Raw genomic sequence first — 26603 nt, 5'->3', positions numbered from 1 at the left:
GTGCGCGGTACAAGAGCGCACATTGTTCTTTAGTTTACATGTGTTTTGTCATGGGGGTTCTTTATCTGCAGTGTCGTGACGACTGGTTGTGGAGTATCTAACATCCATAAAATTTTTTTGATACATACCTTGACGCACAAAGAAATCTTTATATAAAGTTTCTTTTATGGATAGCGAGAGAACTTGGGAAACAGAGTACAGTGGCTCCGTTGCACTCTTTGCAGCATTAGCGCACCCATTGCGCCTAGCTTTGACTCACCATCTGTCCAAAGGATCACATACCGTCAGTGAGCTTTTTACATGTATGGGAGTCTCACAACCTCTTGTCTCCCACCACCTCAAAATCCTCAAAGAAGCTGGAGTTATTACCAGCACACAGACAGGACGTAGCATCATCTACGAAGTAGCAGACCATCACGTCACGCACATCATTAACGATGTCTACGAACACACCAAGGAGAATAACTCATGAGCACCGCAACTTTGCACCGCGAATCAGAAGCACATGCACACACCCACGGACCAAACTGCGGTCACCTAGCAGTCATCCACCACGACCACGTCGACTACATCCACGGCGACCACGTACACCGTGAACACGATGGACACTACGACGAATGCGTCACCTGCGAATGCGGCGACTGCAACGATAGCTGCGCAACCTGCGAATGCGACAACTGCAACTGCCCCACCTGCAACCACGCAACCTGCGAATGCGGCGACTGCTCAGACGCATGCGTCAACTGCGTCTGCGAAAACTGCCAGTGCGCAACCTGCAACCACGCAGCATAAATATAGCTCAACACACAGGCTAAAATACGGTGGGTGATAAGGACTTAGTCCTTATCACCCACCGTATTTTAAAATCATCAAGACACCACACAATAAGCTATTGCCGGTTAAGAGAAATATCCGCTAGCCTGTTTACATACATGACGTTGCCCACAATACCTAGGACTTGCCATGGAAAAGTACATCACCCTCATCACCAACACCACCACTCCACTGCGCAAATCACCTCAGCGTCTCACTCTACGCCCCACCACGCCAGAAGATACAGAAGCCATCGCACGGCTCTTATTCTCTTCCTACGACGAATCAACCTTCGTCACCCAAGAAGATGCACAACGCCAAGTCAAAGAAATACTCGCTGGAACATACGGAGAGTTCTACCCCGAAGCTTCCCCTCTCCTCATTGACGATAACGGTCGAGCAGTTGCTGTTCTCCTCAGCCTCAAAAACCGATTAGACCATAACGGTCCAGAAGAAACACCCACACTATTAGAGCTCATCACTGCACCTTCACGACGCCGTGAAGGAATTGCCGAAGAACTCATCACCTACGCCCTCGACATTATGCAAAATCATCATTATGACGAGGCAAGTACACATATCAGCGAAAGAAACGCCGCAGCGCTCGCTCTCTACCTCACTCTCGGGTGGCAACGCTGGACTCCTCAAGACGACGCACTTCTCCCCTAATAGACAGATATGCACCGTTGGACTATGCCCTCCTCATCTTCATAGCCCACGGGATTCTACAACGTGTTCTGTCCAGAACTTCTCGTACCCTTCAAGGACAGCGTCCTCCACATCTTCAACTTTGACCTGTGAGATAACATCGTTCAACGCACCAACCGTCTGCGGGTCTAAAGGCATCGCTAAGTGACGATACACTTCTTCCGTCACACCTCTCAACGAAGCAGAATCCTCTACAACAATTCCCGTACTAAACCACCACGCGCCAGAAACAACGCGTTGAGCAGTGCCAATAATCTTAAAACGTTGACCTTGAGCAGAGTGAACAAAAACAGAATATTCACCAGGACAATACTCCCCCGGTAGCTCACCCACTTCTGCACAAAACCCTAAGGATGAAAGCACCTGAACAAAAAATTGTGCAAAAAACTCAAAACGACGATTGTTCCCACTAATAGCATCAGCAGAAGGAGCAAAATGATCAATAACTAACGAGCCCGCATGATAAGCAGCAGCATGACCGCCCACAGGTCGCACCTGCGGTAAAAACCCTAAACGGCGAGAGGCTTCAGCTGCATCCTCAAAAGAAGGATTATGTTTGTCTCGTCGCCCAAACGCCATATTGGGGGCAGGACGATACAAACGAAGCGTTTGTTCCTCTTGACCTCGAGCCACACGGCGCAAGAACTCCACAGACTCTGAGAACGGATGAATATGTTCTCCGGGGTGTTCGGTATCTAAAATAATTTGCATGACAAAGCCCTCTTAACCTAGTACACCAGCAATCATCTCTTTCTATCATCGCTGATAGAAAGAGAACATGCATTGAGACATAACACAACAGATACGGTGTCTCTCTCTCCCCCCCCATATATTAAGAAAAGTGGTGCGCCCTCTGCCCTTACCGGACAGAAAGCGCACCACCATCAACTTTTAAATGTTATTCAGAACGGTTTAGAAATCCCAGTCATCGTCTTCGGTGTTAACAGCTTTACCAATAACGTATGAAGAACCAGAACCAGAGAAGAAGTCATGGTTTTCATCAGCATTAGGAGACAGCGCCGAAAGGATAGCAGGAGAAACATTTGTTACCGATGCAGGGAACATTGCTTCGTACCCAAGGTTCATCAGCGCTTTATTAGCGTTGTAGTGCAAGAATTTCTTAACATCTTCGCTCAAGCCCACAGAATCGTAGAGAGAATGAGTGTATTGAACTTCGTTCTCGTACAGTTCATAGAGCAAGTCAAAGGTGTAGTCCTTGAGTTCTTGCTGACGTTCAGGAGTTTCTTTTTCTAGACCGCGCTGGAACTTGTAACCAATGTAGTATCCGTGAACAGCTTCATCACGAATAATCAGACGAATCAAATCAGCAGTGTTCGTGAGTTTCGCGTGAGAAGACCAGTACATCGGAAGGTAGAAACCAGAGTAGAACAAGAAAGATTCTAGCAATGTAGAAGCAACTTTCTTCTTCAAGGGGTCTTCGCCTTGATAGTAGTCCATCACAATATTTGCTTTTTTCTGCAAGTGTTCATTCTCTGCAGACCAGCGGAATACCTCATCAATCTGCTTCGTTGAAGCAAGAGTGGAGAAAATTGAAGAATATGATTTCGCGTGGACAGATTCCATGAACGCGATGTTGGTGTATACAGCTTCTTCGTGGGAAGTCACAGCATCAGGTAGCAAAGAAACTGCACCAACAGTACCTTGAATGGTATCGAGCAAAGTCAAGCCTGTGAAGACTCGCATGGTGAGCTGTTGTTCTTCAGGAGTGAGCGTCTTCCACGACTGAACGTCGTTAGACAGTGGGACTTTCTCAGGCAACCAGAAATTAGCGGTTAGGCGATCCCACACTTCGAGGTCTTTTTCGTCTTCAATACGGTTCCAGTTAATAGCTTCAACGTGGTGAATCAGTTTCACCTTTTCGCTCATCATCATTGTGTTCTCCTTATCGATGAACTGTTCTTCACAATCTCATGTGATGTATGTGTTGTTGCTCTGGTGTGGGGCAGTTCGAGTGCTACTACCCCACACCATCATAGTTTATGCGCGCACAGCGACATTAGAGCATGCAGGAAACGCAACCTTCAACTTCTGTTCCTTCAAGAGCCATCTGTCGGATACGTGAGTAGTAGATGGTCTTAATGCCTTTACGCCATGCGTAGATTTGTGCCTTGTTCACGTCACGAGTGGTAGCTGTATCACGGAAGAACAGTGTTAACGAGAGACCCTGATCAACGTGTTGTGTTGCCACAGCATAGGTGTCAATAATCTTTTCGTACCCAATCTCGTATGCGTCCTCATAGTATTCGATATTCTCGTTTGAAAGGTAAGGAGCTGGGTAATAGACGCGCCCAAGCTTACCTTCTTTACGAATTTCGATTTTTGAGGCGATGGGGTGGATAGAAGATGTTGAACCGTTGATATATGAGATAGAACCTGTAGGCGGAACAGCCTGAAGATTCTGGTTGTACATACCGTATTGTGCAACATCAGCTGCAAGAGCTTTCCAGTCCTCTTGGGTGGGGATGCTGTGTCCTGCAAAAAGTTCACGCACGCGTTCAGTTGCAGGTTCCCATTCTTGTTGGATGTACTTCTGGAAGAACTCTCCGCTAGCGTATTTTGATTTCTCAAAGCCAACGAAGGTTTCTTGGCGTTCACGCGCAATTTCCATTGAGGCTCGAATCGCGTGGTATGTGACCGTATAGAAGTAGATGTTGGTGAAGTCTAGAGCTTCTTCTGAACCATATTTGATGCGTTCACGACCAAGATAACCGTGCAAGTTCATCTGGCCAAGTCCCACGGCATGGCTCATCGAGTTACCGCGTTCAATAGAGGGCACGGAACGAATATCTGAAAGATCAGATACTGCGGTAAGAGAACGAATTGCCGCGTTAACGGTTGAGCCGATGTCTTTGCCGTCCATCGTCAACGCAATGTTGAGAGAGCCAAGGTTACAAGAGATGTCTTTACCAATGGTCTCGTATCCTAGGTCAGCATTGTAATAGGACGGTTCTGATACCTGAAGAATCTCTGAGCAGAGATTCGACATGATGACTTTACCGTCAATGGGATTTGCTCGGTTGACGGTGTCTTCATACATGACGTAGGGGTATCCGGATTCGAACTGTACTTCTGCGAGAGTTTGGAAGAATTCACGGGCATTAATCTTGGTTTTCTTAATGCGGGCGTCATCGACCATCTCGTAGTACTTTTCGGTGACAGAAATATCAGAAAGTGGCTTGCCGTATACTCGTTCAACGTCGTACGGGGAGAAGAGGTACATGTCCTCGTTCTTCTTTGCCAGCTCAAAAGTGATATCGGGGATAACAACACCGAGAGAGAGCGTCTTAATACGAATTTTTTCGTCCGCGTTTTCACGCTTGGTGTCAAGGAACGAGTAGATGTCGGGGTGGTGAGCGTGCAGGTATACTGCACCAGCACCTTGACGAGCACCTAGCTGGTTTGCGTAGGAGAAAGAATCCTCAAGAAGTTTCATCACGGGGATGACACCAGAGGACTGGTTCTCAATCTTTTTGATAGGTGCACCAGCTTCACGAAGGTTTGTCAAGGCGAAAGCAACACCGCCGCCACGTTTAGATAGTTGCAAAGCGGAGTTGATGGAACGTCCGATGGATTCCATATTGTCTTCAACACGAAGGAGGAAGCAAGAGACGAGTTCGCCACGCTGTTTTTTACCTGCGTTTAAGAAGGTTGGGGTTGCTGGTTGGAATCGTCCGGAGATGATTTCTTCAACAATTTTGACGGCTAGTTCTTCGTTACCTTCAGCAAGGAGCAATGAGACCATGACAACGCGGTCTTCGAAGCGTTCTAGGTAGCGCTGACCGTCAAAGGTTTTGAGAGCGTATGAGGTATAAAACTTGAATGCACCCAAGAAGGTAGGAAACCGAAACTTTTTGGAGTACGCCAATTTAGAAAGAGATTTAATGAACTCGAAGTCATACATCTCAAAGATGCGCTCTTCATAGTATTGGTGTTTGACGAGGTAATCCATTTTTTCTTCCAAGTCGTGGAAGAAAACGGTGTTGTTATTGACGTGCTGGAGAAAGTATTGGCGTGCGGCTTGACGATCAGCGTCAAACTGAATTTGTCCGTCTTCATCATAAAGGTTGAGAAGAGCGTTGAGTTCGTGGTATCCAAGTCCGCGGAACTTTTCTGGCACGGTGGGGTCTTCGTGTCCAGGTTCGTGGCTCATGCCGGGCACAGGGAGTTTTGAATCCAAAATTTTTCCAATCCTTCTTGAACGTTGGTGACGTCTTCGGGTGTTCCCATCAACTCAAATTTATAGAGGACAGGAACCTGACATTTTGCTGACACAATATCTGCGGCGACGCAGTAGAGTGAACCAAAGTTGGTGTTTCCGGCTCCTATGACTCCGCGCATTAGAGCACGGTTCTCGGGAACGTTAAGAAACTTTGTGGCTTGCGGTGGAACAGAGCCTGATCCGCCGGGTCTGCCATAGCTCGGAACACAGAGTACATACGGTTCGTGTACTCGTGGAGTTTCCTCGCTAGTTTTTAGGGGTAAGCGTATGGCTCGAACCCCCGTTTTAAGAATAAATTTATGAGTATTTTCAGAAACCGATGAGAAGTAAACAACCAGAGGGCTACCAGATGTGGTGGTCACGGTGGAGTCTGCTTCGCGTGTTTGTTGTTCCATGAGAAGCTCCAACCTTATCTATGCGGTTTAGGGTGCGGTGATGAGCCAGACTGATGCGAGGTTCAAAGGTTTATGCGCTCAAGGAGCTGATAAGGTCTGGGCGGAAGCCTGACCAGTGTTGGTCTCCAGCGATGACGACGGGGGCTTGGAGATAACCGAGTTTTTTGATGTCTTCGAGTGCTTGCTCGTTCTCGGTGATGTCTACGATGTTGTACTCGATACCGTTTTTCTCTAGTGCACGATATGTCATATTGCACTGCATACAAGCCGGTTTAGTGTACACCGTTACTGACATTGTTATCTCCTTGGTATCACCAGCAGGTGGCGATAGGTTCTCGTCGTAGGGCTATAGATTATGGGTTCGTTGTGGTGAGCTCTTTGAAGACCAGTGTTTATCAAGTCGGTGAGCAACGACCGGATTAATACTACATCTAGTGTGCGAGGAGTTCTAGATGCCCTAGATAGTGTGGTCTACTCACCATTTTTCTTAATCCACAGCATTTTTCGCTTATTTATAGGGCTTATGGCAGTTATCCACAATCCCATTTAAACACCTGTCTAGACACCCTCCTTTTGGAGGTCTCTAACACACCGGCAAAAAGGTGTCACCAATGCGCCCCGTATTCTCAACGGAGGAGATTCAACCCAAACCTGAACTTTGCTGTTACCAGCACTTCTGAGAGAAATTTTTAACGCTTTTTTTACTCTTGGTGTGTCGCCTAGAACGAAATATCACGTCACGTATTGAGGGTCAAGAAGGCTTTTACAGGAACTTCTTACACCCTCTTCTAAAGCCTTCAAATATGGCTCAAAGCATCAAAAATAGCAGGTAGCTCAAAATCCCCATGCTTCTAATCTTTGAGAATCCCTCTATTTTGCAATTCGCGGATAAGGCTCGCCCCATCATTAGCTTCAGACCAGCTCTTACCTTTAGTAATTTCTTGAGCGCGGCTATCTCCCCACACTCGTCCCGAGGCTAGAACGGACTCGCCAATCGTCAGATTACGGATCAAAATAGCAGCAACGTTCTGAGGGTAACGCACAGCAAACCCGTTATAAATTTCGGGGTCTCGCTGCCCATCGTCCCCAATAAGAATCCACTTCATCTCAGGGAATTCTGCAGCAAGACGCTTAAGCGACTCCACCTTATGTTCTGTACCGGAACGGAACCAATGTTGAGGGGTCGGCCCCCAATCCGTTAAAAGAAACGTCCCTTTAGGGTAAGCATTACGTGATAGGAAACGTTGCAACGTAGGCGTTACATTCCACGCCCCCGTTGATAGGTACATGAAAGGGGCATAAGGATGTTCACGGTGTATACGGTCTAAAAGAACGGACATACCAGGAGTGGGAATACGCGCGTGCTCATTCAAAACAAAAGAGTTCCACGCAGCTAAGAGTGGACGAGGCAGAGCCGTTACCATGACGGTATCGTCAACATCGCAAATAACACCAATTTTTTGTTCTGGAGGAACAACATACACGGTTGTTTCTGCGCTCTCTCCCCCAAGAACTGACATGGTTACCCGATGTAAACCAGGCTCGAGAGAAATCTCTAATTGCGCATCAAGTACACCACCACGATCTGTCCTGAGCAAGAATATCTGTGAACCAATCTGAACCGACACTTCGGCATGAGCAATCGCTATCGCGGTGAAAGAACGCCAACCACGAATTTTTTGTTCGGGCGCATCATCATGCCCCGCATTAAAAAACTTTTCAAAGAGGTCAGTTTTGTAGAGCGCTCGCCCTAAGACACGAATCCAGCGTGTTGTGCCATAGCCAACGCTGGGAACAAATACGGGCTCTTTAGCTGCCTTGCGAGCTCGCTTTTCTCTCCATTGGTGGATATAACCCGCCACACGATATCCCAGATGAGCAGCACCATCAGCGGCTTCGGTGGCCATCTGGCGCAGATCTTGAGTACCTAATGAATCCATACCTCTAGTTTTTCACATTAACGAAACAATGGTGTGAAGATTCGTCTTATAACGAACCTTCACACCATTAAAAAGTTTTTCTTTTAGTGCATTGTCAGGACGCAATGAGCAGACCCTTTACCTTCTGCTTCAGCAGATTCTACAGGCTCAAAAATTCCCATCGATTTGATAGCGCACCGAACAGTCTCTTCAGGTGTTTTAGCATAAACAGATACCGCAATAACATGACCTGATAAGTCATGGATGTCGTCTGCGTTAACTCGGTAGAAGGTTGGCTCTGCGCCAAAAGAATGTTCGTTGCCAGAGAATTCTTTCTGATCGATAAAGAAACGCGCTGTACCAGGTTGTGGCTTTTCACCGATTTCTGCATTGCCAGTGACCACTTCTGTCTCAATAACCACAAAGTCGCGATTTTCTTCGAAACCTGAGGTCTTTTCGATGGTAAGACCAGGAACTGATCCTTCAGCGCAACCACTAAGTAGAGCCGTTGCGACCAATGCAATTGAAGCGAAAACTGATTTATTAGCCATACCCAAAAATATAGCGTGTTCCGAGTAAAAGACGGGGTATATTTCAGGTATTTTGCGACAGTTCGTCAATAAATTTTGTGGGGTAAAGTTTTCTCTTCAGGTATCCCCTAACATGCTATGCTCCGTAAACCTATCAGATTTGATGCTCGGTCTTGGCTCAAATGTGCACTAGCAAAGCTGCGCTGTCCCCTTCCTGAGGATAAAAAATGCTGGCTTGGATTGTATCCAAGCCAGCATCTCAGTGGTGGAGATAAGGGGACTCGAACCCCTGACCCCTTGCATGCCATGCAAGTGCGCTACCAGCTGCGCCATATCCCCATATATAAATTTTTCTTGTACCAAAGTACTCATCCATCATACACGACAGAAAAGACAGGAGGCAAATATCTTGAGTAGATTTTTGCCATGATTCTTTTGACTCATCGTTTTTCTTACAGAAGCTAAACATCTCAAACTATGTGTTTGCGCTATGTTTAACCTCTGCAAGAAATACGGCCTCAGATGTTAGCCTTCGTCTTCACGAATCATTTGTTGATCTTTTTCTTGATCAATCGTTTCTTCTACCACGGGTGCTTCGCTCTCTAGTCCAAGAGTAATACGTGGAGCATCAGACCATAAACGATCAAGAGCATAGAAAGCACGGTCTTCTTCATGCTGAACATGAATCACGATATCTTCAAAATCTAGAAGAACCCAACGTCCGCCAGAACGACCTTCACGGCGAACGGGTTTCATATCCATTTTTTCACGAAGGTCATCTTCCACCGCGTCAACAATGGCGTTAACAAGACGCTCGTTATGCGCTGAGACAACGAGGAAGCCGTCAATAAGGCCCATTCTCTCGGCAGTATCTACAGCAAAGAGGTTTGTTCCTTGCTTATCCTCAGCAGCTTGAGCCGCAATTTTTAATGCTTCGACAGATCGAGGGGAAGCAGTCATCGTGTCCTTTCATGACACTTCGCATCCAGTGAAAATCTAGGACACGAATCATCTGAGATAAAAATTATTGAAAGAATACAAACCATACAGCAATAACAGCCGCAAGAACAAGAGCCAGCAAAATAAAGAGCCACACTTTAGAGGAAGACTCTACTTCATTCTCTGTATTCTCAGATGCTGATAACGCTGAATAGTCTGTGTTCTCATATTCTTCAGCATTTACTAACGAAGAAGAATCATTGTTGTATTTGGCGCTTGAAGCAGCAAGCTGTTCACGAATACTCATCGTTTCTTGTGTCATAGCAGAGCTATCGGCAACAGAATCTTGACTCTTAGCTGTTTTCTGGGCAATAGAGGCAACATCGTCAGCAAAATTCACTGATTCAAAGGAAGTATCTTTTGCAACAACAGGCAGAGCACCAAAGGATGTTTCACCCGTAGATTCTACGGTGTCTTGAGGTGCCACAGTATTTTCCGTGGTGCTTGAGGCTTCAGCAGTTGCGTCTTCTTCTGTTGCAGAGGTCAAACTACCCTCCCACGGAATAGCCGCAGTAGAGTCTACTGCTTGTTCAGCAGGTAAGGTTTCTTCTTCAGTATCAGCAAGGGTCTCTTCTGGGACATGGTAACCACAAGATTCCAAATCTAAGCCGTGAGCATCTACTGCGGCGACAGGCTTCGGCAAACTTTGCTCTTCAGGCTGTTCTTCTCGCTCGTTTTCAGACGCAGTTTCGATTGGAGTTTCTGATACGGAGGAGTTATCCGCCTCAGCTTCTGCTGTATCGACCGCTTCGCTCTCTTCAAATTCTTCTGCGCTCACCAGTTCATCTTCAGCAAAAGAATAGTCACTTGCAGAGACAGCATGCGCAGGAACGTCAGGAGCCTCTGCCTGCTCCCCATCTGAGGGCAAAGAAGAAACCTCTTCACCTAGAGCAGTAGCTATCACACCAACATCTGCACGTGTGTCGTTCTCACCAGTGAACTGTTCACCGCTTAAATCATCATGAGAGTGAATATCGCCTTGTTCAGCTAGTGCAGAGAAGCGTTGTTGAACAGACAAAGCCTCATCACTAATCGACGCTTCGCCTGACCCCACATGGGCAACTGGCATATATGCGACAGTCTCTTCAGGTAGTTCAGTCCCATCACGTAAAGCACGCAAATACGCTGCAGCATCAATACGATAACGCGCAAGACGGCGTGGCCCCATGGGGCGAGTAGGAGGCGGAACCTCAATTCCGTCTTCGGTCACAAAGGATTCGTAGAGGTAAGAGTCCTCCAATGAATCTTTCTGTTCCTCAGCGTTATGTTCTGTCACTGATTCCCCTCAAACTATTAGCATCGAATAAATCATATTCTTTTGAAGATTTTACCAACTAATACAGTGCGGCACGATCTTTATCTCATTATATGTTCATCTTAAAAGAACAACCGCTACTTTTGTGTTGGTGTCTTGTTTATTCTCTTACGTAATACTGAACTGTAAAAGGAACCAATAATATAAATCTTATGGCGACACAGCCCCTTTTTTATGGGATAGTACGCAGGTACGGTTCTTCTTTACCGCTCGGCGATGTTCTTCTCATCCAAAGATTTTCCATCATATAAATGATGTTTATCGATATAACGGACAACTCCATCAGGAACCAGATACCAAATAGGTGCTTGCGCCATCGCTCTATCCCTAATATCGGTTGAAGAAATCGCCAATGCAGGAACTTCCATCAAGATATAGTTTTCTTGGTCAATTTCTGGTTTTTCAAGTTCGTGACCAGGGCGTGTTACCCCCACAAAAAACGCGAGGTCCCACAACTTATCCGAATCTTTCCAGGTCAGAAGCTGATTCATAGCATCAGCACCAGTAATAAAGAACAAATCACAATCGGGGCGTTGTTCCTTCAACTCTGTTAGCGTATCAATCGTGTACGTAGGGCCCGCCCGGTCTATATCAATCCGGCTCACCGTAAACGTAGGATTAGAAGCGGTCGCAATAACCGTCATCAAATAACGATCCTCGGGAGGGGTTACCGTCCGCTGCTTACTTTTCTGAAGAGGTAACCCCGTCGGAACGAACATTACTTCATCTAAATCTAAACGAGCAGCAACCTCGCTAGCTGCCACCAAGTGACCATGATGAATGGGGTCGAAAGTACCACCCATAACTCCTAATCGGGTACGACCAGGAACACGAGAAAGCATATTTTTTGGGGCTGATTGACCAGTATTTTCCTGACGCACAGGACTCCTTGACGTGAACATCATGCCTCATCAGCTCCAGAGCTATATCCTTTATATCTCTTGAGCCAAAGATGCAGCTCTAATGACTATGCTTTGCGTGATAATCAGCGAGCGCTTCAACTTCATCGCTACCAATATGATTAGGTCCGTGCTCAGGGCGAACAATACCACGACCGCTAAAAGAAATGCAGATAAAGAACATCACGGTAAAAGCGATAACCGCCAATGCTAAATACACATAGGTTGGAATGCCGTATACAAGATGTTCCGCGTGTTCGCCGTGCTCACTCGCTAAAATTAGTGCCTCACGCATATTCGAAGTTCCTTCCATCAAAGTAATGATTGTGTGGTGCAGGCTCAAAGCCCACTCATATGCTACCTGTTATCTCGCTCTTAATGTGAGATAACACCAACGAGAAAATAGAATCTTAGCCAATTCTCCGCTCAGAGATTGGACCCTGAGTACAGCAAAGAAAACTCAACGGCTAGTTGTTCTTTTTCTTAGCGTCCACGGATTCAGTCCAAACCCCTGCAACTCTTTCTGCTTCAAGCTCTGCACGAGCAGCAGCTTTAGCATCCATGCGGTCTTTATACTCAGCACGTTTTTCAGCTCGAGTCGGACGAACGATTTCTTCAAGACGTACGTCGGTTCCACGAGGAGATGTCAGAAGTTCTGCACCACCAACCATCGTAGGCTCCCAATCGAAGATAACAGAATCGTTCGATTCACCAATGACGACAGCGTCCCCTGCGCGGGCACCTTGTTTAAAGAGTTCTTCTTCAATGCCAAGACGGGCAAAACGGTCGGCAAGGTATCCGACAGCTTCATCATTGTTGAAATCTGTTTGCAGAATCCATTTTTCAGGTTTTTTGCCAATGACGCGGAAGAGAGGTTCAAGATTTCGTTCTTCACGACGAATCATAAATTCTTGCTGTTTACGGTGACGGAATCCTTTAGGACGAATAACCGCAACGTCTTCGCCCGCTTGTTCTTTTTCTGCAGCTCTGCGGTCTCTGTCTTCTTGTACGAGTTTTGCCATCGCAAAGGTAAGCTGACGTAGACCCTCGTGTGATGCCGTAGAAATCTCAAATACTTCGTAACCACGCTCTTCAAACTCAGGACGCACAAAATCAGCTAGTTCACGAGCTTCAGGTACATCAATTTTGTTGAGCACAATAATTTGAGGACGTTCATGCAAAGGAACTGTCACACCAGCGGTAGGATCAACTTCATAGTTTTCAAGTTCACCGCGAATAATGTCGAAGTCAGAGATGGGGTCACGCCCCGGTTCCAAGGTGGCACAGTCAATGACGTGGACGAGAGCAGAAGAACGTTCAACATGGCGTAGGAAACGGTGTCCTAGCCCTTTACCATCTGAAGCGCCTTCGATAAGACCGGGAACGTCTGCTACCGTGTACCGCACGTCACCGGCTTGTACTACGCCCAAATTGGGAATCAAAGTAGTGAAAGGGTAGTCAGCAATTTTAGGACGTGCAGCAGAGATGGCTGCAATCAGAGAAGATTTTCCGGCAGAGGGGAATCCTACGAGGGCAATATCTGCAATTGATTTCAGTTCAAGAACAATATCGCGTTCTTCACCGGGGATACCTAATAGAGCGAAGCCTGGTGCTTTACGTTTTGCAGATGCTAAGGCAGCATTTCCCAGTCCGCCTTGTCCTCCACGGGCAGCAATAAACTCATCACCAATATGTAATAAGTCTGCAAGAACATTGCCGTCTTTATCTTTGACGACGGTTCCTTCAGGTACTGATAGTACGAGATTTTCCCCGTTGAAACCATGGTGCATATCTCCACGTCCAATATCTCCATGAGGGGCACGCTGGTGTGGGGTGTGATGATATTCCAATAAGGTGGTGGATTGCCCGTCAACGGTGAGAATGACGTCTCCGCCGTTACCGCCGTTACCGCCGTTCGGTCCGCCTAATGGTTTGAATTTCTCGCGACGAACAGATACGCAACCGTTGCCACCATGGCCACCAGATACATGCAGTACAACGCGGTCAACAAATTCTGCCACGAAAAAATTCTCCTTATTTCTTTGAGCGGCTATTTCTTATATATTTCATCGGTTGGGGAAATAGTCTCTCGGTATTGGACGCTATACCTCTAAAGGTTAATAGCTTACTATATGCAAAAGAGGGCAAACACAAGCTGTGCATGCCCTCTTTTATTCATTCCGTAATAGTTAAGATTACTCAGCTACTTCGAGAATGTTGACAACTTTACGGCCCTTACGGGTACCGAACTCAACCTGACCTGCTGCCAAAGCAAACAGAGTGTCATCTCCGCCGCGGCCAACATTGTTGCCGGGGTGGAAATGGGTGCCACGCTGGCGGACGATAATTTCGCCTGCATTGACGGTTTGACCGCCATAGCGCTTAACACCGAGGTACTGGGGGTTAGAGTCACGGCCGTTGCGGGTGGAGCTTGCGCCCTTCTTATGTGCCATCTGTGCCTACCTTAGGTAAAAGATTATGTGAAAATCCGGGACGTTCTGAACTTACGCGTTAATCGCAGTGATTTTAACGGTAGTAAGCTCTGCGCGGAAGCCCTGACGCTTCTTATAACCGGTCTTATTCTTGTACTTCTGAATAACGATTTTAGGACCGCGAAGGTCTTCAATCTTTTCAGCAGTTACCTTGGCGGAAGCCAGGGTCTTTGCATCTGCAGTGACCTTGTCCCCATCTACCAGCAGCAGTACAGGTAGCTCAATGGTGCTACCGGGCTCGCCAGCGACGCGGTCAAGGGTAACGAGGTCTCCTACGGAAACCTTTTCCTGGCGGCCGCCAGCGCGGACAATCGCGTATGCCACTTGGGAACTCACTTCTCTCGACGTCTTTATATTGAACAATTTTTCGAAAGAGCGCAGATCCTGGTACCAAAACATGTAGTGCAACAAGACTCTGAGAAGATTTCTCGTTGAATCTTGAGCTTTCTAAGGATTCGCGCTCATCGAGCTATATCTAGTAGTTTCCTACCAGTGGTAGCTATCTTAGGCTCGAACGTGTAAAACGAACTTAAGAAGCACCGAAAGACAAGACTACGACAACTACCCCCGCAAGGGCAAGTGACACGCCGAAATTGGTTCTTCAAAGAAACGAAGCTCTAGCCAACAAGCTCTCAAAAAGGCGTTTTTCATGGAAATCAGCTCGCCATCCGACACTATTCTAGCTATTTTATTGACGAAGTTCACAGCCTGATGGGCTGATGTTTGAAACTCTTCTGAAGAATACGCCTCAAGCCATTCACCATAGGGGTGCTCCCCCGCATACTCTTGATAGGCAGAGTATAGGTTTTTTCCAATCTCAGCGTATAACCAATAACACGGGAGAACAGCAGCGGCACCCACACCATAACTTTCCATGGTGCGCGCTAAAAGAAAACCAGTATAGGCCTCTGTCGTCGTACTGGGTATCCCCGTAACATACGCAGAATCCCTAAAACGACTCACCCACCGGCGATGCAACTCAGATTCAACCTCAACAGCTTCAACTGCACCGTGAGCAAAGAACATCCGTGACTCAGTGTCCGTTGCACGAATACTAACCTGCCCTAGAGCACGAGAATATTCTTTAAGATATAAACCATCTTGGTCTAAATAATAGATAAAAGCATCCTGAGGTAGAGAGCCGTCACCAAGACCTTCAACAAAAGGGCAGCTGTTAACCTGTTCTCTGATAGAGGTACTCAATTCCCAGGCGTATTCAGAGAAGCTCTCACGCAAACGCACCATGTCAAGGTCTTGAGCCTGTAGCAAATATTTATCGACATCGCTAACTCGTGCACTTTGTTCAGATATCACAGAATGAACATGATAAAAATGATCAATCGGCCCGTTCCCGCCACCAACCTCAAGTCTTTGACCGTTGTTAATAGCTCCCGTAATCCACCGTTTAACGCGTTCTAGAGAAGTCTGCCAGCACCCTGTACGCGCAAGCTCAGTCGCTAAAGCAGCAGAAAAAGAACACCCCGTACCATGTGTGGTACGAACCTGTGCACGTTCAGAAGAACCAACCCATACTGGTTCACTATGACCTGGCATCATCAGCGCATCAGAAGTTCTCTCCCCTGAACAATGTCCACCTTTAACAAGAACCGCGACTTTATAACAATCAGCTAGACGCTGCCCCTGCTCACATAAAACTGACCATTGTTCAGTAGATTCTTCACCTAGCAGAACAGCCATCTCATGAGCGTTAGGGGTGATGACATCAGCATAAGGAAATAATGAAGAAAGCTCTGCTACCGAGTCTTCTTCAGCTAAAGAATCTCCACTTGTAGCAACCATAACAGGGTCTAGAACCACAACGGGAGGACGATATTTTTGCAACCATGAACGCACAGCAGCAATGACGTCAGAAGTGCCTAACATGCCAATTTTGACAGCGTCAATATCGATATCAGAGCTGAGTGCCTCTAATTGTTGAGATAAGAACTGTGCCGGAGGAAAAAAAGCCTGTTGCACACCACGAGTGTTTTGAGCAGTCAAAGCAGTAATAGCGCTCAACCCGTACCCGCCATGCGCTGCAATAGATTTCAAGTCGGCTTGGATTCCCGCACCACCACCAGAATCAGACCCCGCGATGGTCAGCACTCTCGGATATTCGCGTGTTTGAATAGAAAGTTGATGCGGTGTTAAAGTGTCGCCCATAAAATCGACATCCCTTCGCTTGTACTAACAAGAGCAGGTTCTGCGGGTTTTTCTCAGCTCTCAATAGAAAGCACCCCGTGTCCTGATATTCATGCACCTATGGTAGAAGTGCTTAAACTAGCCTAGGAAAAATAGACTCTGACGGCTAGAGTTTTCAGCAAAGACAGCGATTATGACTCTTCTTTACAGCAAAACAAAAGATGGTGTGCTCTGTATAGAACACACCATCTTTTATCACACCGCGGAGACGATGAGATTATCGTCCTTCACGTTTAATCTGGTCGGCAGAAACCCCAACACCGAGCATGACCGTATGCTCCTCATGTTCTGAGGTTGTTGGTACTTCTGCAACAGAAGCAACAATACTTTTAGCAGCTTGTCCTTCTGAAAGTTCTTGACGCTGCACCTCAGAACCCACACCAGTGCTCACTGCTCGACGCGAACGACGTTTACGAGGTGCTGGTGTATGCTCAGGAGCCTGCTCGGGAGTGGTTACTTCCTGAACAGTTTTTTCTTCGATACTCTGCTGACGTCCAGGTTGTGCAACACCAGTTACGAGAGACTGCTGGGCTTCTTGTTCTTTAGAGATGTCAGAAACGCTCACCGCTACCGAAGAACCAGCAGACGAGACCGGTGCAGATGCCCGACGAGAACGACGACGCTTGACGGGAGTCTCCTCTTTCTGAGATGAGTCTTGCTCATCTTTACGTTGGACATCTCGACCAGCTTTTTGCGCTGCTCTCGCTCGAGCTTCTCCAGCTCGAATCGCCGCTAAACGTTCAGAGTTCTGAGTGAATCGAGAAGAAAGATTTTCATCATATTCCTGTTCAGCAGTGTCCTCAGAAACAGAGCTCTGTCTTTCTTTAGAATCAAAGATTTGTTCTAAAGATTCTAAAGTAAACGAAGAATCTTCAGTTGACGATTCTTGTTCCTCTACCTGCTCATGAGCATGAGGAAGTTCAACAACTTCACCACCAATAGTAAGTACTAGCTCTGATGAGGAGTCTTCTGCCTGCTCAACATTCTTCACGTCTACATCACGACGTGATGGTTTACGACGCTTTCGCTTACGAGAGCTCTTAGACTCTGTAACGTCCTCAGAAGCTTCATGCTCGTGCGTTGCAGCAGCGATAGACGCAACGGCAGCGCGACGAGACTCTTCACGATGATCGTGTTCGAGGTTGGACTCTTCTGCAGGGGCCTCAGCATGAGATTCACGAATACGTGCTGATTTCTGATGACGAGCACGGCGACGATCTTCACGATCAGTACGCTCATAACGGTGGATATAATCTGAAGCACCGCCAGAACGTCCTTTAAGAGGTTGGTCATGAACAAGTAGTCCACGTCCAGAGCAGTTCTCGCAGGCTTCGGAGAACACTTCAAGTAACCCAGTTCCCATACGTTTACGTGTCATCTGAACCAGACCCAAAGATGTCACTTCAGCAACTTGGTGTTTGGTACGGTCACGGCCAAGGCACTCTACCAGACGACGCAAAACCAATTCACGGTTTGATTCTAGAACCATGTCGATGAAGTCAATGACGATGATTCCGCCGATATCACGCAAACGTAGCTGACGAACAATCTCTTCAGCTGCTTCAAGGTTATTTTTTGTAACGGTTTCTTCGAGGTTTCCGCCAGAGCCGATGAACTTTCCGGTGTTAACGTCAACAACCGTCATCGCTTCGGTACGGTCAATGACCAAAGAACCGCCAGAAGGTAAGAAAACTTTACGATCGAGAGCTTTATGAAGTTGTTCTTCAATACGGTAGTGCTCAAAAACGTCTTCTTCGTTATCCCAGCGTTGTAGACGGTCCACAAGGTCTGGTGCCATGTAGGTTAAGTACGCTTCAATAGAGTCCCATGCGGAGTCTCCCTGTACAACCATGGCGCTGAAGTCTTCGTTAAAGACATCACGAACAGTCTTAATGGTGAGGTCTGGTTCTTGATACAGCATTTCAGGAGCCAGAGTCTTAGGCGCTTCAGCAAGCTTCTTGATGTCTTCCCATTGGGCGCGTAGACGGTTGATATCGTGGGTGAGCTCATCTTCAGAAGCTCCCTCCGCTGCAGTTCGGACGATTACGCCGGCACCTTCAGGGAGTTTATCCTTGAGAATTTTCTTAAGACGAGCGCGTTCGGTGTCCGGTAGTTTACGGGAAATGCCGGTCATAGAGCCGCCAGGAACGTACACCAAGAAACGTCCTGGTAACGATACCTGACTTGTTAGGCGAGCGCCCTTATGGCCTACAGGGTCTTTCGTAACTTGTACGAGTACGGAGTCGCCTGATTTGAGGGCGTTTTCAATTTTTCGTGGAGTACCTTCTAATCCGGAGACATCCCAGTTAACTTCGCCGGCGTAGAGCACTGCGTTTCGTCCACGTCCGATGTCGATGAAGGCTGCTTCCATGGAAGGAAGAACATTCTGAACCTTACCAAGGTAGACGTTACCGATGAGAGAATCTTGTTGAGTTTTTGAGACAAAGTGCTCTGCTAGTACGCCGTCTTCGAGAACACCAATTTGGATTCTGTCGTCTTTTTGTCGAACAATCATCTGTCGTTCAACAGATTCACGGCGTGCGAGGAATTCTGCTTCGGTGATGCCGCGCTGACGGCGCCCTGAATGGCGTGATTCACGGCGACGAATTTTCTTAGCTTCAAGACGGGTAGAGCCACGTACTCCGGTGACACGGTTTGTAGTGTGTGAGTCTGATAGGCGTGGGGTGCGTACCTTGGTGACGGTATTTTCTGGATCGCCCTCGGTGCCACCTTCAATTTCGATGTCTTGTTCTCCGCGGCGACGGCGGCGACGGCGACGTGAGGTGACTTCGTCATCGTCAAGAGTGATTTCTGCGAGTCGGCGTTGACGGCGTTCTGCTTCGAGTGCTTCGCGGCGAGCTTCACGTTCTGCACGAGCTTTTTCAGCGATTTCTTCAAGGTTTGGTGAGAAGAATAAGAGGTTTGAGGTTGAAGCTGCAGCGGTAAGGTTTTTGAGTTCTTCTGCGAGAATTTCTTTTTGTGTTTTAGGCTGAGGTTTTTCTTCTGGCTCAGGTTCTGTTTCAGAAGAATCTTCTTCAGGGGTCTTAGCAGGTTCTGAGCTGTTTTCGTCCTCAGTCTCGTGATTTTCCGTTTCAGTTTCTGAGGTCTCTTCTACTGTTGAAGTCTCTTCTGTTTCCGGTGTTAACGAGTTGTCTTCTGGGGTGGTTTGTGATGATGGTGAATCCGCTTCGGTTTCGTTCACCTCAACATCATGTTTGATGTTTTCACTCATAGTATGTACGTTCTCCTGCATAAGGAACTAACCGCATTTAGCTCTTACGCTTCAGGTGAGAAAATCTCACAAAAGCTTATTCTTGCTCGGCTCGTTTCAAACGCTATAGCAACGCTATTGTTCGTTGTCTGATACAAGTTCTAGCGTGTTGTTTCTTTACCTTAGAACACGTCTGAAGGCATATTGCAGGTTTTCACGCGATGAGCTGAGCCAGTAGTTTCCCCGAGTCTGTGCGTTACGCACTGAACTTTTATTGCGCTATGTCTCATCTGATTAACGCGGTGTCGGTACCACCTACTGGATAGCTACTTCTGTATGCGGGCAGAAGACTACCAATGTTCATTCTCTCATATACTTCCTAAAATCGGTGCCCTTAAAGCATTCTTTCGAGAAAAGAAAAGCCAATACTTAGCTTCACACAGTAGGATAGTTAACGTTTTGTACCCCGTGTGGAGAATCCCATGACCTATACTCCAGAAGAAAAACTCATCGACGACGGCCCCATAACAATGAGCGACGCAGAGCAGGCAAGTTTTGACCGTCGCCTTGCCTTTTTGGTGCTTGTTGCTGGTGCTATTGCTTTCGTGTCTTCGTGCATGCTTGTTTTTGAACGTCTACAAATTTATATTGACGCTTCGCATGTTTCTTCATGTGATGTTAATGCCTTGCTCAATTGTGGTACGGTCATGCGCACCCCCTATGCTGAGGCTTTTGGGTTTCCTAATCCGTTTATTGGGTTAGTAGGTTATGCCATTGTTCTGACGATTAGCACCGCTATTTTGGCTGGTGCTCGTTTTAGTCGCTGGTATTGGTTAGCAATGAACATCGGGCATTTGTTAGCAACGGTCTTCGTTTTTTGGCTCTGGTATAACACCACGTTCAAAATCAATGCTTTGTGTCTTTTCTGTATGTTTGTGTGGGTTACCCAAATCATTATGATGGGGAAGATTACTGCACGAAATATTATTGCGGGAATTATACCGGCGCCTTTTCACCTGCGTGAGACGGTAGCTGGGTGGTCATGGTTTGCTATTGTTTTAGTTTTTGTTCTCATCTTCGGAATTATCTTTATCCGATTCTCCGACATCATTCTCGGGATGTTCTAAAACTTCTTGATCAACACCGACAGACAAGAGCGGGTGGGGAGAACCAAATTTTGGTTCTCCCCACCCGCTCTTAGGTGTTAGCACAATACTGATTTAGGAATTAAACCAGATAGCAATCTCGCGTTCTGCAGATGCTACGGAGTCTGAGCCGTGAATGAGGTTCTGTTGCACGGAGGTGCTCCATGCGCGTCCATAATCTCCACGAATCGTTCCGGCAGGGGCACTGACGGGGTTAGACGGTCCCATGATAGTTCGAATAGCTTCTACGACGTCCTCACCTTCAAAGACCGCTGCTACCACTGGGCCAGAGAGCATGAACTCTAAAAGCGCTGGGTAAAACGGTTTTTCAAGGTGTTCACTATAGTGCTGCGCCAAAAGACTTTCAGTGGGCGTGATCATTTTCATCTGAGCTAGAGTGTATCCTTTTCGCTCAATACGATGAAGAATCTCCCCCACTAATTGACGTTTGACACCGTCAGGTTTAATCAGAATCAGAGTACGTTCGCTCATGAACGGAACCTTCCTTGTGAAGCAACATCTTGCACCTAGTGTAACAGGGGTTACAGGTTTTTCTGTTGTTTCTCCCATTCAAGCTGTTCACGTTCACGCTCTTTATTCTCGCGGTCAAGACGTTCACCGGTACGTACCGCATACCAATACGCAGCCGTAAAGCACAACCCGATGAACACTAATGACGGTAACGCCACACCAGCAAGAATCAATAAACCTTGCAAGGCCCACCCAAAGGTATAGCCCCATGGTTTACGCAAAAATGCTGGCGCAGCTAAAAACGCACCAATTAAGGCAAGCCCTAACACCCAAATCATGATTTTATAGAGGAGAGGGCTATTGAAATTCAATCCAAAAATTGCCAATGTTGCAAAGAACGCTACAAAAGCCTCCAATGTTAGCACGGTAGAAGAAAACATCACCTTGATAGAGCTTGGTTTCTTCACCTGCCCTGGGCGCCACTGACGCTGAGCCTTCGTCAAACGAACCATTATGCTCCTTCCCCATCAGGCAACCACGAAGAACGCACTTGCCCAATGACCGTAATGGAACCAGTAATCAGGATGGCTGAAGCGTGTTCTTCATGTTCTAGGCTCTGATCGACAGCAGCACTCAAAGCATCGTCAAGACGCTCATAGGTCTGAAGATCGAACTCTGAAAGCCCAGCATCAAGAGCCATATCTTTAAGAGTGTCTACGTCAATGGCCCGAGCAGAGTCAGATGCAGTGAGGTATAGCTTCGTCTGAAAATCAGCAGAATCAAAGTATTCTTCACGAATTGTTTCAAAGATGCCCACGGCATCCTTCTCCCCCAAAACACCAATCACGATGCCCAAAGAACCGACAGCAAAAGATTCTTTAAAAGCGTGGGCAGAAGCCCGAATACCGTGAGGGTTATGGGCGGCATCAAGAATAATTGTCGGAGCAGTCTTGAGAACTTCTAAACGTCCGGGAGAAGTTAATTCCTCCCATCCTTGTCGAATCAGCTCAACGTTGAGAGGCTTTTCCGCCCCTCCTAAAAATGCTTCAACCGCAGCGATAGCTACCGCAGCATTTTGACTTTGGTGTTCCCCAAAGAGAGGAACAGGAACATCAGTATAGGTATCCGCTAATCCACGAATATCGACCATCTGACCGCCAACACCTGGACGACGGTCAAGAACACCGAATTCAACACCCTCAAAACGATACCCAGCAGAAACTGCTTGCGCCCGTTCTAAGAGAACCTGAGCAGCTTCTGGGTCTTGCACAGCGCTAATGAGCATCCCATGCTCTTTGATGATCCCTGATTTTTCAGCAGCAATCTCAGCTAATGTTTGCCCCAAAATATCAGTATGGTCATAGGAGATAGGTGTTACAACAGAAACTTGAGCTTGCGCAACATTCGTAGCATCCCACACTCCACCAATACCAACTTCAAGAACAACAACGTCTACTGGCTCATCAGCAAAAATGGCGAAGGCAAGAATCGTAAGTGCCTCAAAATAGGTGATACGAGGCTCACCAGCAGCACTCAACTGTGCATCCACTATATCCAGATAAGGACGAATCTCTTGCCAGATGCACACGAACGTCTCATCAGATACCGGATGCCCATCAATACTGATACGCTCTGTTACTTTACTCAGATGCGGGCTAGTGTACCGCCCTGTTCGTAAATCATGAGCCATCAATAAACGCTCAATCATACGTGCTGTTGAGGTTTTACCGTTCGTACCGGTGATATGAATAACGGGAGCCGCCTGATGAGGCGCACCCAAAATATCTAAAGCGTCCTGAACCGCATTAAGCCTCGGTGCCATCGCATTTTCAGGGGCACGAGAGAGTAACTCTTGATAAACGCCCTCAACGCCGTAGGTATCTTCAGCAGAAGTATCTACGGCGTTTGAGGTGTTCAACAAGGATTGAGAATCCATGTTTTCTGACAAAATTAGGCCTTCTTCACAGTAATAGAAAGTTCTGAAGCGTCCTGATAGTGTACCGAAGTTGCAAGAGTCTCACCAGCAACGAGCTGTTCAAAACCTTGCACAGCTTGACGAATCTGCTCAGGTGCAGCGACCGTCAACTCAATACGGTCAGAGACAACCAACTGAGCGTCTTTACGAGCCTGCTGAATTGCGCGAATCACGTCACGAGCGATTCCTTCTGCTTCAAGCTCTGCCGTCAACTGAGTATCAAGGACTAAGAACCCTCCACCAGGAAGAACAGAAACTGCCTGATGAGCCTGTCCAGCAGATTCATCAACGGTAGTTTGCAGTTCGTACTCATGAGGTTCCAGAGCAATAGAACCTCCAGCAACACTCACTGTGCCGTCTTCGGCAACAGACCAGTCTCCGGTCTTTGTCGCTTTGATAGCTTGCTGAACATTTTTTCCAAGACGAGGTCCAGCCGCGCGTGCGTTAACCTTTAGCTGCTGTGAAATACCAAAATCTGCAGGCTTCACATCGGCAGCATCAAGAAGCTGTACCTTTTTCAGGTTAAGTTCATCAGCAATAATATTCTCGTATACCCCAGACAACGCCGCACCATGAGCAACAGCAACAGTAAGAGAGCTCAAAGGTTGACGCACACGTAGTTTATGGGTTTTACGAAGAGACGAACCTGCAGAGCAAATCGAACGAGTTGTCTCCATCAGAGCAATGAGGTCGCTCTCGTCAGTAAATGATTCAACATCTGGCCAGTCAGTAAGGTGCACAGAACGCTCACCGGTTAGACCGCGGTAAATTTCTTCGCTCACAAGAGGAAGTAAAGGAGCTGCTACTTTTACAACGGTCGTCAACGCTGTGTAGAGCACGTCGAAAGCAACGGTATCTTCTTCAAAGAAACGTTCACGAGAACGACGCACATACCAGTTGGTTAAGGTGTCTGTGTAATGACGTAACGCTTCTGTTGCACCGCTGACGTCGTAGGAGTCCATGGCTTCAGTTACGGCAGTGATGAGTTCACGCGTTTTGCCGAGGATAAAACGGTCCATCACGTGCTCAGAGGTGTAACGTAGTTGAGCTTGGTATCCGGCACCTTGGTGAGCGGCGTTCGTATATAGAGCAAAGAAATGATAGACGTTCCATAACGGAAGCATCACTTGACGGACACCTTCACGGATTCCTTCTTCTGTCACGATGAGGTTTCCGCCACGCAAAATAGGTGAAGAAACTAGGAACCAGCGCATTGCGTCAGAACCATCACGGTCAAGAACTTCAGAGACATCAGGATAGTTCCGTAGAGACTTCGACATTTTCTGGCCATCGGAGCCAAGTACAATGCCGTGCGAGATGACGTTTGTAAAGGCGGGACGGTCAAAGAGTGCAGTAGCAAGGATGTGAAGGGTGTAGAACCATCCGCGAGTCTGTCCGATGTATTCTACGATGAAGTCAGCTGGATTATGATTTTCGAACCATTCTTTATTCTCGAAAGGATAATGCACCTGTGCGTAGGGCATAGAACCAGAATCGAACCATACGTCAAGGACATCTTCTACACGACGCATCGTCGATTTTCCGGTGGGATCATCGGGGTTAGGTCGAGTCAATTCATCGATGTAGGGGCGGTGTAGGTCTGGTTCGCCATCTTTGTTCAAAGGTAGACGCCCAAAGTCAGCTTCAAGTTCAGCTAAGGAACCGTACACATCCATGCGAGGGTAGTTCGGGTCGTCAGAGACCCAGACAGGAATGGGTGAACCCCAGAAACGGTTTCGGGAGATGGACCAGTCACGGGCGTTCTCTACCCATTTACCGAATTGTCCGTCTTTAACATTTTCAGGAATCCAGTTAATCTGCTGGTTTAATTCGCTCATGCGGTCTTTAAAGTCGGTGACTTTGACATACCATGAGGTGATGGCACGGTAGACCAATGGTGTGCGGCAACGCCAGCAGTGTGGGTAGGAGTGCACGTAAGATTTTTCACGTAGTAAAGTACCCTGCGCTTTGAGCGCGTTGATGATGGTGCGGTTTGCATCAAAAATTTGTACGCCAGCAATGTCAGCAAGCTCGTTCTGACCGCTTGGAGTCTTTTCGCTAAAGAGCGGTAAGAATTTTGCGCCTTCGTCGATGGAAAGGATAACGGGGATGCCGTATTCTTCACAGACTTTTTGGTCATCTTCACCGTAGGCAGGTGCTTGATGAACGAGGCCGGTACCGTCGCTTGTGGTGACGTATTCAGCGACAAGAATTTGCCAGGCTTTGTGGGTATTCCACTTTTCGGTATCAGTAAAGTAATCCCATAGTGGAGCGTATCGTAGACCTTCTAAATCACGACCTTGATAACGGCTGATAATAGCGTTTTGTACTTCTTGAGCCTCATCGTAGCCGAGGTCTTTAGCGTAGTTGTTTAGTAGGTCTTCGGCGATGAGGAAACGACGTTCTGCATAGTTGCCAGCACCAGCGACTACTACGTACGTGATGTCCGGCCCGACGGCGAGCGCTTGGTTCGTTGGTAGGGTCCATGGTGTGGTTGTCCATGCCATGGCTTCTACACCAGCGAGTTCTTGTGCGATGGCAGGATTTTTTGCCAGTGAGGTGTCGTTGGTAATGGTGAACGCTACAGTCACGGATGGGTCTTGGCGGTCTTTGTAGACGTCGTCGTCCATGCGGAGTTCGTGGTTGGAGAGGGGTGTTTCGTCTTTCCAGCAGTAAGGCAGTACGCGGAAGCCTTGGTAGGTGAGACCTTTGTCGTAGAGTTGTTTGAACGCCCAAATCACCGATTCCATGTATTCGATGTTGAGGGTTTTATAGTCGTTTTCGAAGTCTACCCAGCGGGCCTGACGGGTGACGTAGTTTTGCCATTCATTGGTGTATTTGAGCACGGAGCTTCGTGCGGCGTCGTTGAAGCTGTCAATTCCCATGTCGAGAATTTCTTGTTTGTCGGTCATTCCCAACTGTTTCATTGCTTCAAGTTCGGCGGGAAGTCCGTGGGTGTCCCAGCCAAATCTGCGTTCAACTTTGTGGCCTCGTTGGGTTTGGTAGCGGGCAACGAGATCTTTAACGTAGCCGGTGAGTAGGTGTCCGTAGTGTGGTAGTCCGTTAGCGAAGGGAGGTCCATCGTAGAAGACAAATTCGTTGGAGCCGTTTTCTCCTGCTTCACGGTATGCCACTGATTCAGCGAAGGTTCCGTCGTTCTTCCAGTATTCGAGGATGGATTCTTCAAGTTTCGGGAAGGACGGTGATGATTCGACGTTTTGCGCTCCGGATGCGCTAACGCGTGGGTAGATGTTGTTCGTGGTCACGAATGATCCCTTGAGTTTTGTCA

24 protein-coding genes, 1 tRNA gene and 1 riboswitch are annotated in these 26603 nt (G+C 47.4%); of the genes, 4 read left to right on the top strand and 21 right to left on the bottom strand.

Annotated elements, in window-relative coordinates; genetic code table 11:
- Positions 1–166: 166 nt before the first annotated feature.
- From ACN081_RS06500 to ACN081_RS06490, 3 genes are all read left to right on the top strand, one after another.
- Positions 167–472 (top strand): ArsR/SmtB family transcription factor, encoded by a 306-nt coding sequence (locus ACN081_RS06500; protein WP_419103725.1) that lies wholly within the window; start codon positions 167–169, stop codon positions 470–472.
- Positions 469–792 (top strand): hypothetical protein, encoded by a 324-nt coding sequence (locus tag ACN081_RS06495; RefSeq protein WP_419103724.1) that lies wholly within the window; start codon positions 469–471, stop codon positions 790–792. The genes ACN081_RS06500 and ACN081_RS06495 overlap by 4 nt, the downstream gene beginning before the upstream one ends.
- 171 nt (positions 793–963) lie before the next feature.
- On the top strand, positions 964–1482 hold the full coding sequence (locus ACN081_RS06490) for a GNAT family N-acetyltransferase (RefSeq protein ID WP_419107301.1): 519 nt from the start codon (positions 964–966) through the stop codon (positions 1480–1482).
- A 39-nt stretch (positions 1483–1521) separates the two neighbouring features.
- Here ACN081_RS06490 and ACN081_RS06485 read toward each other — a convergent pair whose 3' ends face one another.
- The 17 genes from ACN081_RS06485 to ACN081_RS06405 form a co-directional block, all read right to left on the bottom strand.
- The gene (locus ACN081_RS06485) at positions 1522–2232 is read right to left on the bottom strand and encodes a lipoyl protein ligase domain-containing protein (RefSeq protein WP_419107300.1); all 711 of its coding nucleotides are present in this window, start codon (positions 2230–2232) and stop codon (positions 1522–1524) included.
- Between the two features lie 201 nt (positions 2233–2433).
- Complete coding sequence (gene nrdF, locus ACN081_RS06480) at positions 2434–3432, bottom strand: class 1b ribonucleoside-diphosphate reductase subunit beta (RefSeq protein WP_419101638.1); 999 nt, start codon at positions 3430–3432, stop codon at positions 2434–2436.
- Positions 3433–3538: 106 nt separating this feature from the next.
- The gene (nrdE, locus tag ACN081_RS06475; RefSeq protein ID WP_419101639.1) at positions 3539–5692 is read right to left on the bottom strand and encodes a class 1b ribonucleoside-diphosphate reductase subunit alpha; all 2154 of its coding nucleotides are present in this window, start codon (positions 5690–5692) and stop codon (positions 3539–3541) included.
- Entirely contained in the window at positions 5689–6156 is a 468-nt protein-coding gene (gene nrdI, locus ACN081_RS06470; RefSeq protein ID WP_419101332.1) for a class Ib ribonucleoside-diphosphate reductase assembly flavoprotein NrdI, read from the bottom strand. The genes nrdE and nrdI overlap by 4 nt, the downstream gene beginning before the upstream one ends.
- A gap of 70 nt (positions 6157–6226) precedes the next feature.
- Positions 6227–6451, bottom strand: a complete 225-nt coding sequence (gene nrdH, locus ACN081_RS06465; protein ID WP_419101333.1) for a glutaredoxin-like protein NrdH — start codon at positions 6449–6451, stop codon at positions 6227–6229.
- A gap of 556 nt (positions 6452–7007) precedes the next feature.
- Positions 7008–8096: an App1 family protein gene (locus tag ACN081_RS06460; RefSeq protein WP_419107299.1), complete on the bottom strand. Its 1089-nt coding sequence runs from the start codon at positions 8094–8096 to the stop codon at positions 7008–7010.
- Between the two features lie 83 nt (positions 8097–8179).
- The gene (locus tag ACN081_RS06455) at positions 8180–8626 is read right to left on the bottom strand and encodes a hypothetical protein (protein WP_419103906.1); all 447 of its coding nucleotides are present in this window, start codon (positions 8624–8626) and stop codon (positions 8180–8182) included.
- Between the two features lie 242 nt (positions 8627–8868).
- Positions 8869–8944, bottom strand: a tRNA-Ala gene (locus ACN081_RS06450).
- Positions 8945–9130: 186 nt separating this feature from the next.
- A complete protein-coding gene (gene rsfS, locus ACN081_RS06445; protein ID WP_419103907.1) occupies positions 9131–9565 on the bottom strand; it encodes a ribosome silencing factor in 435 nt (144 codons plus the stop codon).
- Between the two features lie 64 nt (positions 9566–9629).
- A complete protein-coding gene (locus ACN081_RS06440) occupies positions 9630–10880 on the bottom strand; it encodes a hypothetical protein (RefSeq protein ID WP_419103908.1) in 1251 nt (416 codons plus the stop codon).
- A gap of 242 nt (positions 10881–11122) precedes the next feature.
- Entirely contained in the window at positions 11123–11824 is a 702-nt protein-coding gene (nadD, locus tag ACN081_RS06435; RefSeq protein WP_419103909.1) for a nicotinate-nucleotide adenylyltransferase, read from the bottom strand.
- Positions 11825–11879: 55 nt separating this feature from the next.
- The gene (locus ACN081_RS06430; RefSeq protein ID WP_419103910.1) at positions 11880–12113 is read right to left on the bottom strand and encodes a hypothetical protein; all 234 of its coding nucleotides are present in this window, start codon (positions 12111–12113) and stop codon (positions 11880–11882) included.
- A gap of 172 nt (positions 12114–12285) precedes the next feature.
- The gene (gene obgE / locus ACN081_RS06425) at positions 12286–13839 is read right to left on the bottom strand and encodes a GTPase ObgE (RefSeq protein WP_419103911.1); all 1554 of its coding nucleotides are present in this window, start codon (positions 13837–13839) and stop codon (positions 12286–12288) included.
- Positions 13840–14013: 174 nt separating this feature from the next.
- Positions 14014–14271 carry a 50S ribosomal protein L27 gene (rpmA, locus tag ACN081_RS06420; protein ID WP_419101340.1) on the bottom strand — a complete coding sequence of 86 codons (258 nt, stop codon included), beginning with the start codon at positions 14269–14271 and terminating at the stop codon, positions 14014–14016.
- 51 nt (positions 14272–14322) lie between these two features.
- On the bottom strand, positions 14323–14634 hold the full coding sequence (rplU, locus tag ACN081_RS06415; protein ID WP_419101641.1) for a 50S ribosomal protein L21: 312 nt from the start codon (positions 14632–14634) through the stop codon (positions 14323–14325).
- 237 nt (positions 14635–14871) lie between these two features.
- Complete coding sequence (locus tag ACN081_RS06410) at positions 14872–16473, bottom strand: bifunctional hydroxymethylpyrimidine kinase/phosphomethylpyrimidine kinase (protein WP_419107298.1); 1602 nt, start codon at positions 16471–16473, stop codon at positions 14872–14874.
- A riboswitch (TPP riboswitch) is annotated at positions 16467–16561 on the bottom strand. It overlaps the preceding gene by 7 nt.
- A 168-nt stretch (positions 16562–16729) precedes the next feature.
- Positions 16730–19744, bottom strand: coding sequence for an Rne/Rng family ribonuclease (locus tag ACN081_RS06405; RefSeq protein WP_419107297.1), 3015 nt, complete (start codon positions 19742–19744; stop codon positions 16730–16732).
- Positions 19745–20205: 461 nt separating this feature from the next.
- Between ACN081_RS06405 and ACN081_RS06400 the strand changes: the two genes are divergently transcribed.
- Positions 20206–20850 (top strand): vitamin K epoxide reductase family protein, encoded by a 645-nt coding sequence (locus ACN081_RS06400; RefSeq protein WP_419103914.1) that lies wholly within the window; start codon positions 20206–20208, stop codon positions 20848–20850.
- 93 nt (positions 20851–20943) lie between these two features.
- On the opposite strand, the gene ndk is transcribed toward ACN081_RS06400, so the two are convergent.
- From ndk to ileS, 4 genes are read right to left on the bottom strand one after another with little or no spacing between them, the layout of a single operon-like run.
- Positions 20944–21360: a nucleoside-diphosphate kinase gene (gene ndk, locus ACN081_RS06395; RefSeq protein ID WP_419103915.1), complete on the bottom strand. Its 417-nt coding sequence runs from the start codon at positions 21358–21360 to the stop codon at positions 20944–20946.
- 50 nt (positions 21361–21410) lie between these two features.
- On the bottom strand, positions 21411–21851 hold the full coding sequence (locus ACN081_RS06390; RefSeq protein ID WP_419103916.1) for a DUF4233 domain-containing protein: 441 nt from the start codon (positions 21849–21851) through the stop codon (positions 21411–21413).
- Positions 21851–23287, bottom strand: coding sequence for a bifunctional folylpolyglutamate synthase/dihydrofolate synthase (locus tag ACN081_RS06385; RefSeq protein WP_419107296.1), 1437 nt, complete (start codon positions 23285–23287; stop codon positions 21851–21853). Before ACN081_RS06385 ends, ACN081_RS06390 begins: the two co-directional genes overlap by 1 nt.
- A gap of 2 nt (positions 23288–23289) precedes the next feature.
- The gene (gene ileS, locus ACN081_RS06380) at positions 23290–26580 is read right to left on the bottom strand and encodes an isoleucine--tRNA ligase (RefSeq protein WP_419107295.1); all 3291 of its coding nucleotides are present in this window, start codon (positions 26578–26580) and stop codon (positions 23290–23292) included.
- Positions 26581–26603: the final 23 nt, after the last annotated feature.

The organism is Rothia sp. P13129, assembly GCF_048512865.1.
Lineage (GTDB): Bacteria > Actinomycetota > Actinomycetes > Actinomycetales > Micrococcaceae > Rothia.
This window is presented reverse-complemented; position numbering and strand designations above follow the sequence as displayed.

Excerpts from the sequence above, each read along its gene's own strand:
- nadD (WP_419103909.1), bottom strand. The coding sequence starts at position 11,824 with ATGATGTTCACGTCAAGGAGTCCTGTGCGTCAGGAAAATACTGGTCAA.
- ACN081_RS06460 (WP_419107299.1), bottom strand. The coding sequence starts at position 8,096 with ATGGATTCATTAGGTACTCAAGATCTGCGCCAGATGGCCACCGAAGCC.
- ACN081_RS06495 (WP_419103724.1), top strand. The coding sequence starts at position 469 with ATGAGCACCGCAACTTTGCACCGCGAATCAGAAGCACATGCACACACC.
- ACN081_RS06410 (WP_419107298.1), bottom strand. The coding sequence starts at position 16,473 with ATGGGCGACACTTTAACACCGCATCAACTTTCTATTCAAACACGCGAA.
- rpmA (WP_419101340.1), bottom strand. The coding sequence starts at position 14,271 with ATGGCACATAAGAAGGGCGCAAGCTCCACCCGCAACGGCCGTGACTCT.
- ACN081_RS06430 (WP_419103910.1), bottom strand. The coding sequence starts at position 12,113 with ATGCGTGAGGCACTAATTTTAGCGAGTGAGCACGGCGAACACGCGGAA.
- ACN081_RS06455 (WP_419103906.1), bottom strand. The coding sequence starts at position 8,626 with ATGGCTAATAAATCAGTTTTCGCTTCAATTGCATTGGTCGCAACGGCT.
- nrdI (WP_419101332.1), bottom strand. The coding sequence starts at position 6,156 with ATGGAACAACAAACACGCGAAGCAGACTCCACCGTGACCACCACATCT.
- rsfS (WP_419103907.1), bottom strand. The coding sequence starts at position 9,565 with ATGACTGCTTCCCCTCGATCTGTCGAAGCATTAAAAATTGCGGCTCAA.
- ACN081_RS06390 (WP_419103916.1), bottom strand. The coding sequence starts at position 21,851 with ATGGTTCGTTTGACGAAGGCTCAGCGTCAGTGGCGCCCAGGGCAGGTG.
- ACN081_RS06490 (WP_419107301.1), top strand. The coding sequence starts at position 964 with ATGGAAAAGTACATCACCCTCATCACCAACACCACCACTCCACTGCGC.
- ACN081_RS06400 (WP_419103914.1), top strand. The coding sequence starts at position 20,206 with ATGACCTATACTCCAGAAGAAAAACTCATCGACGACGGCCCCATAACA.
- nrdE (WP_419101639.1), bottom strand. The coding sequence starts at position 5,692 with ATGAGCCACGAACCTGGACACGAAGACCCCACCGTGCCAGAAAAGTTC.
- ACN081_RS06405 (WP_419107297.1), bottom strand. The coding sequence starts at position 19,744 with ATGAGTGAAAACATCAAACATGATGTTGAGGTGAACGAAACCGAAGCG.
- ACN081_RS06485 (WP_419107300.1), bottom strand. The coding sequence starts at position 2,232 with ATGCAAATTATTTTAGATACCGAACACCCCGGAGAACATATTCATCCG.
- ndk (WP_419103915.1), bottom strand. The coding sequence starts at position 21,360 with ATGAGCGAACGTACTCTGATTCTGATTAAACCTGACGGTGTCAAACGT.
- ACN081_RS06500 (WP_419103725.1), top strand. The coding sequence starts at position 167 with ATGGATAGCGAGAGAACTTGGGAAACAGAGTACAGTGGCTCCGTTGCA.
- nrdH (WP_419101333.1), bottom strand. The coding sequence starts at position 6,451 with ATGTCAGTAACGGTGTACACTAAACCGGCTTGTATGCAGTGCAATATG.